The sequence below is a fragment of the Halorubrum coriense DSM 10284 genome, assembly GCF_000337035.1.
GTDB classification, from domain to species: domain Archaea; phylum Halobacteriota; class Halobacteria; order Halobacteriales; family Haloferacaceae; genus Halorubrum; species Halorubrum coriense.
Map to the genome: position 1 here is coordinate 1 of NZ_AOJL01000009.1, position 13,806 is coordinate 13,806.

General features: G+C 66.4%; 15 protein-coding genes. 13 read left to right on the plus strand and 2 right to left on the minus strand.

Features of this window, described 5'->3' with window-relative positions; genetic code table 11:
- The 7 genes from C464_RS01340 to C464_RS19090 form a co-directional block, all read left to right on the plus strand.
- A partial coding sequence (locus C464_RS01340; protein ID WP_006111681.1) for a sulfite exporter TauE/SafE family protein occupies window positions 1-493 on the plus strand: 493 nt, incomplete at its 5' end.
- A gap of 156 nt (window positions 494-649) precedes the next feature.
- Window positions 650-1,795, plus strand: a complete 1,146-nt coding sequence (locus C464_RS01345) for a sensor histidine kinase (protein WP_049910751.1) — start codon at window positions 650-652, stop codon at window positions 1,793-1,795.
- A gap of 110 nt (window positions 1,796-1,905) precedes the next feature.
- Window positions 1,906-2,910 carry an alcohol dehydrogenase gene (locus C464_RS01350; RefSeq protein ID WP_006111683.1) on the plus strand — a complete coding sequence of 335 codons (1,005 nt, stop codon included), beginning with the start codon at window positions 1,906-1,908 and terminating at the stop codon, window positions 2,908-2,910.
- Window positions 2,911-3,044: 134 nt separating this feature from the next.
- Complete coding sequence (locus C464_RS01355) at window positions 3,045-4,034, plus strand: S49 family peptidase (RefSeq protein ID WP_006111684.1); 990 nt, start codon at window positions 3,045-3,047, stop codon at window positions 4,032-4,034.
- Window positions 4,031-5,062 (plus strand): DUF4350 domain-containing protein, encoded by a 1,032-nt coding sequence (locus tag C464_RS01360; protein ID WP_006111685.1) that lies wholly within the window; start codon window positions 4,031-4,033, stop codon window positions 5,060-5,062. Before C464_RS01355 ends, C464_RS01360 begins: the two co-directional genes overlap by 4 nt.
- 74 nt (window positions 5,063-5,136) lie before the next feature.
- The gene (locus tag C464_RS01365; protein WP_006111686.1) at window positions 5,137-6,189 is read left to right on the plus strand and encodes a zinc-dependent alcohol dehydrogenase family protein; all 1,053 of its coding nucleotides are present in this window, start codon (window positions 5,137-5,139) and stop codon (window positions 6,187-6,189) included.
- A 74-nt stretch (window positions 6,190-6,263) separates the two neighbouring features.
- Window positions 6,264-6,437 carry a hypothetical protein gene (locus tag C464_RS19090; RefSeq protein WP_167539327.1) on the plus strand — a complete coding sequence of 58 codons (174 nt, stop codon included), beginning with the start codon at window positions 6,264-6,266 and terminating at the stop codon, window positions 6,435-6,437.
- Between the two features lie 100 nt (window positions 6,438-6,537).
- Here C464_RS19090 and C464_RS01370 read toward each other — a convergent pair whose 3' ends face one another.
- On the minus strand, window positions 6,538-6,906 hold the full coding sequence (locus tag C464_RS01370) for a VOC family protein (RefSeq protein ID WP_006111687.1): 369 nt from the start codon (window positions 6,904-6,906) through the stop codon (window positions 6,538-6,540).
- Between the two features lie 106 nt (window positions 6,907-7,012).
- Here C464_RS01370 and C464_RS01375 point away from each other — a divergent pair, with 106 nt between their 5' ends.
- Genes C464_RS01375 through C464_RS01385 form a run of 3 tightly spaced genes read left to right on the plus strand, consistent with a single transcriptional unit; the run spans window position 7,013 to window position 8,145 of the window.
- Window positions 7,013-7,639, plus strand: coding sequence for a class I SAM-dependent methyltransferase (locus tag C464_RS01375; RefSeq protein WP_006111688.1), 627 nt, complete (start codon window positions 7,013-7,015; stop codon window positions 7,637-7,639).
- Window positions 7,636-7,902 carry a hypothetical protein gene (locus C464_RS01380; RefSeq protein WP_006111689.1) on the plus strand — a complete coding sequence of 89 codons (267 nt, stop codon included), beginning with the start codon at window positions 7,636-7,638 and terminating at the stop codon, window positions 7,900-7,902. The genes C464_RS01375 and C464_RS01380 overlap by 4 nt, the downstream gene beginning before the upstream one ends.
- A 57-nt stretch (window positions 7,903-7,959) precedes the next feature.
- Window positions 7,960-8,145 (plus strand): hypothetical protein, encoded by a 186-nt coding sequence (locus C464_RS01385; RefSeq protein WP_006111690.1) that lies wholly within the window; start codon window positions 7,960-7,962, stop codon window positions 8,143-8,145.
- Window positions 8,146-8,296: 151 nt separating this feature from the next.
- Here C464_RS01385 and C464_RS01390 read toward each other — a convergent pair whose 3' ends face one another.
- Window positions 8,297-10,006, minus strand: coding sequence for an ABC transporter substrate-binding protein (locus C464_RS01390; protein WP_006111691.1), 1,710 nt, complete (start codon window positions 10,004-10,006; stop codon window positions 8,297-8,299).
- Window positions 10,007-10,225: 219 nt separating this feature from the next.
- Between C464_RS01390 and C464_RS01395 the strand changes: the two genes are divergently transcribed.
- The 3 genes from C464_RS01395 to C464_RS01405 are packed head-to-tail and all read left to right on the plus strand — an operon-like array spanning window position 10,226 to window position 13,806.
- Entirely contained in the window at window positions 10,226-11,269 is a 1,044-nt protein-coding gene (locus C464_RS01395; RefSeq protein WP_006111693.1) for an ABC transporter permease, read from the plus strand.
- A 3-nt stretch (window positions 11,270-11,272) separates the two neighbouring features.
- A complete protein-coding gene (locus C464_RS01400) occupies window positions 11,273-12,715 on the plus strand; it encodes an ABC transporter permease (protein ID WP_049910753.1) in 1,443 nt (480 codons plus the stop codon).
- On the plus strand, window positions 12,712-13,806 hold the full coding sequence (locus C464_RS01405; RefSeq protein ID WP_049910754.1) for an ABC transporter ATP-binding protein: 1,095 nt from the start codon (window positions 12,712-12,714) through the stop codon (window positions 13,804-13,806). Before C464_RS01400 ends, C464_RS01405 begins: the two co-directional genes overlap by 4 nt.

Genomic DNA, 13,806 nt, shown 5'->3' on the forward strand with positions numbered 1-13,806 from the left:
CGCAAACAAGCTCGGGCCCGCGGGCGTCGAGACGGACGACTCCGGCACGGTCACCCGGGTCGACCGCGACGGCGACGACTACGTCTACTCGCGCGGCGGCTACCTCGAACGGTTCCTCAACTACAGCGTCGGCGGCGTGTTCCAGGGGCTCGCGGGCTTCGGCATCGGCGAGCTCGGGATCATCTCCATGCTCCGCACGCAGGTCCCGGTCCGCGTGGCGATCGGGACGAATCACATTGTCGTCGCGACCACCGCCGTGCTGGCGTCCGTCGTCCACGTGTTCGGCGGCGGACTGGTCGGCGGGCACACGATGGACCTGGCGACGACACCGTGGAACATGGTGGTCTGGACCGTTCCGGCGACGACGCTCGGGGGCCAGATCGCGCCGTACGTCTCGACGGCGCTGAACACGCAGACGATCAAGGCGGGCGTCGGCGGCCTGTTCGCGGCCATCGCCGTCGCGCTGTTCGCGATGGCCGCTGGCGGGATCTGAGAGCGTCGCTCCTTCTAGTAGGGGTTACTGACCTCTCGCCAGTCTTCGCCCCGGTTGCGGCCTTCGCCCTTGTGTCTCACTGACGTCGGTTTGGAATTCTCCAAACTGATACCGCGTCGAAAACTGTTAAACACGGTTACAGAATCTGTGAGAACAATGTGGACCACACGGCTCCAAAACGCCGCTGAACTCGGGCTGCTTGCGGCCGTGGGTCTCGTGCCGCTCGGGTACCACCTCGCCTTGCTGTCAGTGATGACCGACCCTGTCGCGATCGTGAGCGGCGCGGTGGTTCCCATTGTCTGTAGTTCGCTCGTCGTTGCCGCGACGGTTCCGGTCGCCCGGTCGCCGCTCTCCCCGGCGTACACCCTTCGAGTCACAGGGTGGAGCGCGCTGGGGGCGCTGACGCTCGGCGCGGTCGCGCTGCTTTTCGTCACCTACGAGACGAGTCAAGGACCGCCGCCGGAGCGGCCGTTCGTCGTTGTCACCGGCGCGGCGTCGATCGGGTCGCTGTTCGGACTCACGTTCGGGCTGACCGACGCGCAACAGCGGCACACGCAGGACCAGCTTGAACGGGTGAACGCCCAGCTCACGGTGTTGAACCGCGTACTTCGCCACAACATCCGGAACGCCATGACGGTCATCAGCGGCCGCGTGGAACTCCTCACCGAGCGTGCCGACGGCGGTGAGGAGAGCGCCGCGGTCGTGGAGGAGAACGTCGATCGGCTGCTGTCGGTCAGCGAGCACGCTCGCCGCATCGGCGCGGTGATCGGCTCCGAGGGTCCCCACGGATCCGACGATATGGAAACGGTGCTCGACCTCGTCGAGGTCGTCGATGGCGCGATAGAGCGGCTCGGGACCGAACACCCCGACGCGGAGTTCGACGCCCCCGCCGCGGCGACGTGTCGGGTCCGGTCGCACCCTCTCACCGAGGCCGTCGTGTCGGAAGTAATGGAGAACGCGGTGGTCCACGGCGGCGGCGACGCGCCGCGGGTCTCGGCCTCGATCCGCCGGATCGGCGACGGGGTCGCGCTCCGCGTCGCCGACGACGGTCCAGGGATCCCGGCAGAGACTGTCGAGACGATCCAGCGCGGCTACGAGACGTCGATGCGCCACACCGACGGTTTGGGCCTGTGGCTCGTCCAGTGGGTCGTCGACCGCTCCGACGCCCACCTCGACTTCGAGTCGAGCGGCGAGGGGCAGGTCGTCCAAATCCGGTTCGAGCGTTTTGAGGAGACAGCGGGCGTTCCTACGTCTGCGACCGCGTCTGGTCCATCGGTCAACCGAGACGCTGCCGCCGACTGATCTTCTTCCACCGACCAACGGTGCCCTGTCGACTTGGCCGTTCACCCGTCTCGCCGCCGGCGTCAGGTTCTTTCCTCTCTCCTGCGGAACGGAACACGATGACTGACACCATGCGAGCCGCGGTCGTTCCGGAGCCGGGAGCTGAGTTCGAACTCGTCGAGCGCGACGTGCCGGAACCGGGTCCCGGCGAAGTCCGGGTCGAGGTTGAGGCGTGCGGGATCTGCCGCAGCGACGAGTTCGTTGTCGAGGGCGGCTACCCTGGCGTGGACTACCCCCGCGTGCCTGGGCACGAAATCGCCGGCACGGTCGACGCGGTCGGCGACGATGTCGACACGTGGGAGCCAGGCGAGCGCGTCGGCGCGGGCTGGCACGGTGGCCACTGTTTCACCTGCGAGCCGTGTCGCCGCGGCCAGTTCCTCCAGTGTGAAAACGCCGAGATCACCGGCCTGAGCTTCGACGGCGGCTACGCTGAGTACGCGACCGTCCCAGCCGAGGCGCTGGCAGCGATCCCCGACGCCCTCGACGCGGTCGATGCCGCGCCCCTGCTGTGCGCCGGGATCACCACGTACAATGCGCTTCGCAACTCGGACGCCCGCGCCGGCGACCTCGTTGCGATCGTGGGCGTCGGTGGGCTCGGTCACCTCGCGGTCCAGTACGCGCACGCCGCCGGCTACGAGACGGTCGCGATCTCGCGCAGCCCGGACAAGGAGTCGCTCGCGAGGGACCTCGGGGCCGACCACTTCGTGAACGCCGCCGAGGCGGACCCGGCCGCGCGGCTCTCGGAGCTGGGCGGCGCGAGCGTCGTCCTCACGACCGCGCCCGCCAGCGACGCCATCGAGTCCGTAGTGGGCGGGCTCGGGATCGACGGCTCGGTGATCATCGCCGGTATCCCGGGCGAGCCCGTGTCGGTCGACGCCCAGCAGCTGGTCGGTACGCGCGGGGCCGTCGAGGGGTGGGGGTCGGGAGACGCCCGCGACTCGCAGGACACCCTCGAGTTCAGCGCGCTCCGCGAGATCACCCCCGAGGTCGAGACGTACGCGCTCAACGACGTGAGCGCGGCGTACGACCGGATGGCCGACAACGAGGCGCGGTTCCGAGTGGTCTTGGAGCCGTAGGCCGCGGACGCGGTCGCCTTCACGCCGCTCGCCTGTTTCTTTGCTCTTCGACCACTCAGCCCCCGGGCTGCTCATCCGCGGGCGTTGTCGCCTCATATTCGTTGTTTTTATCTTACCGTTCTCACTCGTATGAGATGCCGATGTCAATAGACAAGCCCTCCACGGCCCTCACGTCGCGACAGCAGGTGGCTGTCGTCGTGCTGGCCGCGGCCCTGGTCGGTGCCGTGCTCGCTCCCAGCGTGTACGCGGCGACCAACGAACCAAGTGATACCGTCGCCGTCGTTGAGGTCGAGGGGCCCGTCAACACGGCCCTCGCCGACGATGTCGAGAGTGAACTCGCGGATATCCGCGCTAACGACTCCGTTGGCGCGGTCGTCCTCAAACTGGACACGCCCGGTGGTGCGCCCGTCGCCTCCGAGCGGATGTACAAGGCGGTCCAGCGGACGAGCCAAGATATGACCGTCATCGCGAGTGTCCAGTCGATCAGCGCCTCGGGCGGCTACTACGCGATGGCGCCCGCGGACGAAATCTATGTACTGCCGACATCGACGGTCGGCAGCATTGGTCTTAACGCCCCCGCGCCTCGGACGGCGTCGACGCCCCTCGGCCCGAGCGGCCCCGACAAGGCCGGGAGCAACCCGACGCAAACCTGGGCTCAACAGCAGACGCTCGCGGACACGTTCGTTGACGCGATGATGGCGGAGCGCGGCGACGAATTTGAGATGCCCCGCGAGGAGGTCGCGAAGGCGGACGTTTATCTCGGCACCAAGGCCGTCCAGAACGGCTACGCCGACGAGATTGGCTCGCTTAACGAGGCGGTCCACGCCGCGGCCACCGCGGAGAACCTTGGCGAGTACACCGTCGACACCCGCGAGACCGGTGGAATCTCCGGGCTCCCGTTCCTTGTCCGGACCGACACGCAGGTCGTTGCGATCCACGCCAACAACCCCGGCTACGCCGACGTCGAGCCGATGGGAATGACCTACGTCCACTGGCCGGCCGTCCCGCACGTCGACACGATAGAGCGGTTCTCCGAGACCAACCTTCGGACCGGCGGCGCGACACAGACCGACAGCTCGACGAGTAATGCGACCGGGCGGCTCGCCGGAGGTGTCGGCGCATGAGCCGACTCCCCACCCTTGCGGCCGCGTTCGTCGTGACGCTCGCTGTGGTCACCGGCGGCGCGGCGGTCACCGGCTACGTGACCGCCGATGGCGCAGCGCCCGCCCCGGCGATCCAGAACGACCACTACCAGAACCCCGACCTGATCGCGAACGACACGCCCGGGCAGGCGACGGTCGAGATGGACGCCACGGCGCGCTCCCAGACCGTTCTCGTCGACCCCGGCGTGGAGCCGACGAGCCCTGGCGGGGCGTTCCCCTTGCCCCTCATCGGGCTCGGGGGCGGCGGCGTCGCCGACCGCGACATCCGGCCGCTGGCGAACGCGCTCATCGAGAACGGCCACGAGGTCGGCGTGTACGTTCCCGATCCGAACCAGCGGCGACCGCCTACACGACCTGGCGCGGACCCGCCGACGCAGCTCGGCGAGCGGCTCGCCGAGGCCGACGCATTCGTGACGTTCCGAACCGACTACGAGCCGGACGAACTTGACGCGATCGAGTCGTTCGTCGACTCCGGCGGCCACGTCGTGCTCGCGACCGAGCCCGACGCAGCGTACTCGGAGCCGGGCGCAGCGTCGCTTGACGCGACGCTTGACGTGACGACCGAGCCGGGCTACGTGTACAACATGGCGGAGAACGACTTGAACTACCAGCGCGTCTACGCCGAGGCGACTCGCGAGATGGCGCTCACCGAGGGCGTCGACCGGGCGGTGTTCCCGTCTGCGACGCCCGTCGGCACGACCGCGACCGGGGCCGATGTGTTGCGGCCGATCGCGGGCAGCGAGCTCTCGACGACGCGCGCGCCGACCGAGGCCCCGCTCTTAGTCCGCAACGATGGGGTCGTCGCGATCGGCGACAGCGACTTCCTGTCGCCGGACAACGCCAGGCGCGCTGACAACGACGCGCTGATCGGCAACCTCGCCGACTTCCTCGTGACGAACGACCGGACGCCGCCCGGCCCCGGTGGAGCGTCGGGACCGACGCAGCCGCCGCAGCCCGGTCAGCCGCCCGCGAACGGGACGGCCGGCTGATCGGTCGCTCGATTCCTATCCGAGCGGTTTCCATCACCCTCTCACTTTTGCCGCGCGCGCCGGAAGTAAACAGCATGCGCGCAGCCGTGTTCAACGCTCCCGGCGAGATCGGCGTCGAAGAGCGACCCCGACCCGAAATCGAGGCACCGACCGACGCGATCGTCCGCGTCACGCATACCGCAGTCTGCGGCTCCGACTTGTGGTTCTACCGCGGCGACAGCGACCGCGACCCCGGCTCGCCGGTGGGTCACGAGCCGATGGGCATCGTCGAGGAAGTCGGCGACGATGTGACCTCGGTCGCCCCGGGCGACCGGGTGCTCGCCCCCTTCGCCATCTCCTGTGGCGAGTGCGAGTTCTGCCGGAAAGGGCTCCACACCTCCTGCGCGAACGGCGACTCATGGGGCGGCGACAACGGCGGCGGGCAGGGCGAGTTCGTCCGGTCGACACACGCCGACGGGACGCTCGTGCGCGTGCCAGACCGCCACGCCGACGACGAGGACACGCTCCGCTCGCTTTTACCCCTGACCGATGTGATGGGCACTGGCCACCACGCGGCCGTCAGCGCGGGCGTCGAGGAGGGGTCGACCGTGGCCGTCATCGGTGACGGCGCAGTCGGACTCTGCGGCGTCCTTGCGGCGCGGCGGCTCGGCGCGGAGCGGATCGTCGCCGTCGGCCATCACGAGGACCGGCTCGAACTCGCCGAGGAGTTCGGGGCCACCGAGACTGTCTCCGAGCGCGGCGACGCAGCGGTCGAGCGCATTCGAGAACTCACCTATGGCGGCCCGAACCACGTGATGGAGTGCGTCGGAGCCGCGAGCGCGATGAACACTGCGATCGACGCCGTCCGCCCCGGCGGCACGATCGGCTACGTCGGCGTCCCGTACGGCGTCGAGGAGGAGGGCCTCGACGTGTTCGGCATGTTCGGGCAGAACGTGACGCTCGCGGGCGGGGTCGCCCCCGTCCGCGCGTACGCCGAGGAGCTGATGGCCGACGTGCTCCAGGGAACGCTCGACCCCGCGCCGATCTTCACCGAGACGGTCAGCCTCGATGAGGTCGACGAGGGGTACCGCATGATGGATGACCGCGAGGCGATCAAGGTGCTGGTCAAACCCCACGCCGGCGCGTAATCCCCCGCGAGAACCGCTCTCCGCTCCGATTCGGCGTAAGATTTACGTGTGGCTAGCCCCTGTCAATAGTTGTCATGTGCCATCATTACGACGAGGCGATGACCTGGGAAGAGGTCCAGGCGCGTCACCGGTCCGAGGAGGCGGACGAACTCGACGACTCCCCCGACGTCGACGCGGTCGACGAGCCGGCGGGGGAGGCGGAGGAGACCGAGCCCCCGGCGGAGCCGCACGCCCCGGCCGACGACTGACGCGGTCGGGCACGACACCGCCCCGAACCCCGATTTTTTATCGCATACCTGGCCCTCGGAGCGGCAGCGCCGGGCAATGACCAGTAGTGAAACCGCTCGTTCACAGCGGCTCGATCAGTTCGACCACGTGGCCGTCAGGGTCCTCGACGAATGCGACTCGCGCCCCGGCCTCGGGGTGATCGCTCGGCGGCTCCACGACGCCGTAGTGGTTGATCTCGTCGAACGCCACGTCCACGTCGTCGACGCCAAGGGCGACGTGATCGTACCGGTCGCCGTCCGCGCTCGGCGTCGCTCCCTCGGTGTCCGACAGCTGGAACTCGACGCCGTTCCCGTCGGCGACGTACACATTCCGCGCGTCGCCGTCCGCGGTCGTGAACTCCCACGAGCGTTCGAGCCCGAGCTCGTCGACGTACCAGTCGGCGGCTTGGTCCGCGTCCGCCACGTTCAGGCAGGTGTGGAGAATCTCCATATGATCTCGTCTCCCGGCGTCGATATAAACCTCGCCGGCAGACGCCCGGTGCGCTCGCGACGGCTCCCGGCAGCACAGTCATGTCTCTCGCGCCCGATCGCTCCGTATGGACCGCAACGCCGTGCGCCGCGCGTGGGACGAGGTCGCGGAGACGTACGCCGACCGCCGCGACCCGGACGGGTCGGACGCGGCGCTGATCGACGACCTACTCGCCGAACTGCCTCCCGACCCGAGCGTCCTCGACGCGGGCTGCGGCGACGGTGCGCGGACCCTCGCGAACCTCCCGCCGGACAGCGTCGGGCTCGATGTCTCCCGGCGCGGGCTCGACCTCGCGAGCGAGACGGTGCCCGATGCCCGGCTCGTCCACGGCGAGATGTCGGCGCTCCCGCTCGCGGCTGACCGTTTCGACGCGGTCACGGCGTACCACTCGGTGTTTCACGTCGAGCGCGAGCGCCACCCCGAGGTGTACGCGGAGTTCGCCCGCATCCTCCGCCCCGGCGGACGACTGCTCATGACCCTGCCCGGTGGCCGCTTCGAGACTGTCCGGCGCGGCTGGATGGGCGGCCGGATGTTCTTCTCCGCCCCCGGCCGCGAGCGAACGCTCGACCAACTGCGCGCGGCGGGGTTCACCGACGTCGAGACGACGACCGCGACCGACCCGCTCGGCAGCAGCACGGAGTTCGCGCTCGCGACGCTCGACGAGGCGGGCGACGCGGGGCCGAGCGACCCGTGACCGACGCCGACGAGGTCCCCCACGACGTGCGCGCGAGCCTCGAACAACTGCTCGCGGCGGCCGCCGACGCGGCGACGGAGGGCAACGACGCGACCGCTCGAGCCGCCCTCGACACAGCCGAGACGGTGGCGACGAACAAGCTCCCGGCCGGCGAGCGGCGCGACCGGGTCCGGTGGGGCTGCGCCGCGGCGCTTGACGCCCTGCCGAACGCGGACCTCGCGGCCGCGTACGCCACGGCGACTGCGGAGGCCGTCGCGGCATAGGCGTCGCGTCCGCCGCGAAAGCACCGACCATTTCACCCGCCGCACCCACAGTCAAGTATGTACCGGCGCAACGCGCGGTTCGCCCTCCTGAGTACCCTGCTCGCCGTCACGCTGTTGAACACGCTCGACGCCCCGACCGCGCGGTGGTTCCAGACGGCGGCGTTCGCGTTGGCGGTCGCGACGCTGCTGTACGCCGGTTCCGTCGTCTCACAGCCGCTCCTCGCGTGGTTCCCCGCGCGGTAGCGCCGACTGGCCCCTCGCTTTTGCCGTCAAGCGCGTTTCGACTGACATACGCGTCGCCCCGCTACTGCCGCCCCCCGAAGGCGCTGATCGCGCTCGACGCCGACCGTAACGCGTCGAAAAAATCCCCGGCGTCGGTGTGGATCGCCGTCCGTTAGCGGTCCAGCGTCGTCGTGTCGTGCTTCTGTTTGTAGGACCCGCCGGAACCGAACGCGTCGACGTCGACGTGGTCGTAGCGGAACCGCTGTTCGATCTCGTGGTAGACGGGGAGATTCGCCACGTCCTCCCAGTTGGCCTCTTCCATCGCGATCGCGGCCTCGTTACGGATCTGCGTGTTCTCGTCGTTGGCGAGGGGGTTGTTTTCGATCCGCTCCCAAGCCTCGACCGCGTTTTGGGCCGCCTCGCTGTCGTTCGGCCAGTCGGCGTACATCTCTACCGGCCCATCGGTCGGGTCCGACCGCGATGCATCGAGGTGTTTGACGAACGCGTCCGGCGCCGCCCAGGGGACGATCCACGCGAGCGTGAACGCTTCGACGTTGAGGGCGCGCACCCGTTCGAGCAGGGTCGAGAACGGCGCCTGCTCGATCTGCATGTCGATATACGCGTTGGTCAGCTTGTCACGGAGTGTGTTCGCCACACTCAGCCACGTACTCGACTGGTACTGGAGCCAGTCGAGTTCGTAGCGGTTGTTCGGCCCGTAGCCAGCCTCCTCCATCACCTGCCGCGCGCCTTCGAGGTCGGTCTGGTTGTACCCGTACGGGTAGTTCTCCTCGGCGTGTTGGTCGTACGCTTCCGCCCCGCCAGGGTAGATGTTCGGTGACATCGTGTGGTACGCCGGCACCGCCCGGTTCTTGAACACTTGCTGGGCGATTGTCTGCTGATTCATTGCGTGTGCCAGCGCCTGTCGCACGGGCTTCGGCACCGCGGGCATGTTGAAGCCGATATAGTTGTAGTTCAGCGTCGGAACGCCGGTGGCCGACAGCGTTTCACCGTTGCGCGCCTCGTACGTGCCGCGCTGTCGGCCCTGTTCGTCCGTCCGGTCGATCGTGTAGCTGCTTGCGCTGAACTGGGAGGTTGGAATGGCGAACATGTCGGCATTTTGATTCATAGCGTAGTTGAACCGCGCCGAGGGGTCCGCGATGATCTGCCAGTGAATGCCGTCCACCTCCGGCCCGCTGCCGTGGTAGTCATCGTAGGCCAAAACGGTCGCTTCCGTCCCGGACTGCCACTCCTCAAACTCGAAGGGTCCGGCGCCGATAGGGTTATCGGAGGCGAACGTCCCCTGGTCTATCTCGCCGTCGTATCCCTCGATGTCGCCGACGATCCCCTTCGGGTAGACGGCGAACTGGTTGTTCGCCATCACTTGTGTGGCCGACGCGAACGGGGCCGCAAGCGTGAACTCGAAAGTGTAGTCGTCGACGGCCTCCATCTGTAGGGTGCCGGGGACGTACGACCCGTCGTCGGTCTCCTCGTGAGCGATGTTTACCGCGCTCAAGATGTCCGACGGCGCCTGGGAGTTTGGCGACGCGGCCAGCCGCTCCCACGCGTAGACGAAGTCCTGTGCCGTGACTTCGTCGCCGTTGTGATACGTGACACCCTCCTTGAGTTCGAAGGTGTACGTGAGGAAGTCGTCGCTGACCGAGTAGTCGGCGGCCAGACGAGCCTCTACCGGAACGCCGCCGTCCACCCAGTTCAACAGGCCGTCGAAGATCTGCGTCGTGACCTCCGATGAGGCCGTGTCCGACGCCTGAACCGGATCGAGGGAAGTCATCGTCGCATTGATGAGCTGGAGCTCATTCCCGGCGTCGCCACCGTCTTCGCCGGTGTCTGACCCGACATCCGTCCCCGAGTCCGTATCGTTCATGCCGCTGTCGTTCGGTTCGTCGCCGCCGGTACAACCTGCCAGTGCCGCACCAGTCGCCACCGCACCAGTTGTTTTCAAGAATGTCCGCCGTGAGGCGTCTGTGTTACCAGATCCCATGGGAAGGCACATGGAGGTGATGTATAAAACATGTCATGAACGGGCAATGATGTTGACTATTGAAAACTTTATATTCGATACGAGGTAGCATATCACACACTAATGGCCAAGTGGAACTACTTCCTCCGTCGGTTACTCCTCTCGATACCCGTGCTCATCTTGGGGACGACGGTGGCATTCCTGATCATCCGCGCCGGCCCGATCGATCCCGCGGCAGCAATCCTGGGTCCGTCCGGTGATCCAACCGAGTACGAGCAGCTAAGAGAGTCGTTGGGGCTAAACGACCCGCTGTGGGACCAGTATCTCGATTACATGTGGAACCTGTTTACTTTTAATCTTGGCCAGTCATGGGTGATAAGCCCTGGCGACGGCGCGTACGAACTCATCGCGTCGTACGCGCCGCGTACCCTGTGGCTCGGGTTTTGGTCGATACTGATCCCGCTGTTTATCGGCATTCCGCTCGGGTTCTACGCGGGGTTGAACCCCAACACGCTGAGCGACTACTTCGCCTCGTTTGGGGGGATCGTCTGGCGCGCCATGCCGAACTTCTGGCTCGCGATCATCCTCGTCTCCGTCCTCTCTCAGTCCGAGAAATTGTTCGGCTTCGAGTGGGCCACCTTTCTCGTCGAGACCAACATCGTAACCCCCCCGCCCTTGGGGTTCCTCGGTGACCCGCTCAGCCTGATCACGGCGCCCGGAGAGACGTGGCCCGTCGTGCTTGGGGCGACGAAACAGATCCTTCCGGCCGCGCTGGTGTTGGGATCGGCGTCGATGGGGAATGAGATGCGGATCGGCCGGACCGCTGTGCTGGAAACGGTGAACTCGAAATATGTCGAAACCGCCCGAGCGAAGGGGATGAGCCGGCGTAACATCGTTTGGAAGCACATCTTCCGGAACGCCATGATCCCGCTCGTTCCGGTTATTACCGGCGAGGCGTTTCTGCTGATCGGCGGCTCCGTGCTGGTCGAGGTTGTGTTCGGGATCAACGGAATCGGATACCTCTTCTTCCAGTCGGCAATCCAAGGAGACCTGCCGCTGGTCTCGTCGCTACTGTTCGTGTTCATCCTGACGCTGGTCGTACTCAACATCATCCAGGACCTGCTGTACACGGTACTGGATCCCCGCGTTGGATTCGAGGATCAATAATCCATGTCCGCTGACCAAACGGCAACAACGACGACGTACCGTGACCGTATGCGCGATTACCCTGCTCCGTTCGCTCGATGGCTGGCGGGGGTCTCACTCCTCCTCTTGGTCGAACTCGGGGCAGTGCTCTCTTTCGTGTTGGGTGTGGCGAACGACCTCCTCCGGCTTACCCTCGGGACTGCCCCGCTCTCAGGCGCGGTCAGTACATCTCAATCGCTCCCGACGCTGATCTCACGCGATCTCGTGCCGAACCGGGGGTATTACACCGGCGAAGAGTGGGCGGGCACATTCCTCGGGCTTGAGCCGAAGTATGCCTGGCTCATTCGGGTCGCCCTGGTCGTCGTCTATGGGGCGGTCTGGTGTGGTTGGTTGTGGTTCGGGTATATCACGTTCCGCCGCCACTACCGAGTCGCGGACTGGACCCCGACCGATGATATCATCGACCGGCTCAGGAGCCACCAGTGGGGGAAGTTCGGGATGGTTATCGTCGCTCTGTTCCTCCTGTTGGCGCTGTTCGCGCCCGTCGTGAGTCCGACGACGATGGAACAGAACATTCAGGACCCGTACTCCAACCAGATCCAGTACTTCTCCGAAGAGACCGGTGAGGTTCAAACGACGACGGCCGGAGCGGCGAACCGACAGTCGACCTCAGTCGGATCGGTCGCGCGCAACGTCGGCCCGTGGGAGTACGACAACTTCAACAGATTCCACCCGTTCGGCACCCTGCCTTCGGGGAAGGACCTGTTCACGTTCCTCGCGTACGGAGCACGCATCTCGCTGTTCATCGGCGTCAGCTCGATGCTCGGGGCCGGCGCCCTCGCGATGTCGTTCGCGATGATCTCCTCGTTCTACAAAGGCGCCGTTGATTTGGCGCTGGTCGTCACCAGCGACTCGATCCAGGCGTTGCCGGTGTTGATGATACTTATTCTAGCCGCGGTGGTGTTCTCAAACACCTGGATAGCGACGGTGTACAACGGTGCCTTGCTGTTCATAGCGCTGTTCACCCTCATATACTGGCCGTACCTGTGGCGAGCGATCCGCGGTCCATCGTTCCAAGTCGCAGAGGAGGAGTGGATAGACGCCGCTAAAAACTACGGGCAACACCCCGCTCAGATCATGCGAAAGCACATGGCGCCCTACATCGTTGGCTACATGCTGATCTACGCCTCGCTCACGCTCGGCGGGGTGATCATCTCCGTTGCCGGGCTCTCGTTCCTCGGGCTCGGGATCACGCCACCGACACCGGAGTGGGGGCGAGCAATTAGCGTCGGCCAGCCGTACGTCGCCTCTGCCTCGTGGCACATCTCGCTGATCCCGGGGTTCTTGATCACGCTGGTCGTCACCGCGTTCAACGCGATGGGGGACGGGATCCGCGACGCTGTCGATCCGCAGAGCGCCGAAGGCGACGAAGCGACAGCTGCCGCCGCCGGTGGGGGTGGCGCATGAGCCGAACCCCGGAGCCTCATCCGGCCACCGCCAGTGCCGACGAAACCATGCTCGCCGTGGAGAACCTACAGACGGTGTTCCACACCGACAAGGAGACCGTTCGGGCGGTCGAGGGGATCACCTTCGAGGTTCGAGAAGGCGAGACCGTCGGAATCGTTGGCGAGTCCGGGTCCGGCAAGAGCGTAACGGCCCGCTCGATCATGGGGCTGGTCGACGCTCCCGGCCGGATCGGGGACGACTCCTCGATCGAGTTTCGGGGGCGTGAGCTGACCGGGATGACGGAGAACGAATACCGCGAGGTGCGAGGCAGCGGGATCGCAATGGTGTTCCAAGACCCGCTCACTAGCCTGAACCCGGTGTACACGGTCGGCAACCAGATCAAAGAGACGCTGAGGGTCCACCAGGGGATTCGGGGCGACGCGGCCGACGAGGCGGCGATCGACCTCCTCGAATCGGTGAGCATCCCCGACGCCCGGCGGCGACTCGACGAGTATCCCCACCAGTTCTCTGGCGGAATGCGCCAACGTGTGGTGATCGCGATGGCGCTGGCGTGTGACCCGGAGCTGCTGATCTGCGACGAACCGACGACTGCGCTGGACGTGACGATCCAAGCGCAGATCCTCGAGTTACTTCAGGAGCTCCAGGAAGAGCGCAACCTGAGCATCATCTTCATCACCCACGACATGGGCGTGATCGCGGAGATCAGCGACTGGGTGAACGTGATGTACGCCGGCGAAATCGCAGAATCCGGCCCTGTCGGAGAGATATTCGAGAACCCCGCTCATCCGTACACTGAGGGGTTACTGAAGAGCATTCCCGGTCGATTCCCCGACGAGACGTACCTCAGGACAATTGACGGAGACGTTCCGACCCCGACGGAGTCACCGACCGACTGCCGGTTCCACCCGCGGTGTCCGAAGAAGTTCGACGCGTGCGAGGAGGTCCACCCCGCGCCGGTCGACGTCGAATCCGGGAGGGGGGGTCACCAAGCGGCGTGTCTATTGTACCCGGACGGTCTGACTCGGGAGGCAGCGGTCAAGGAGCACGAACGACAGATGGAGGACTCCGACACGGAGGCCGACGATGAGTAA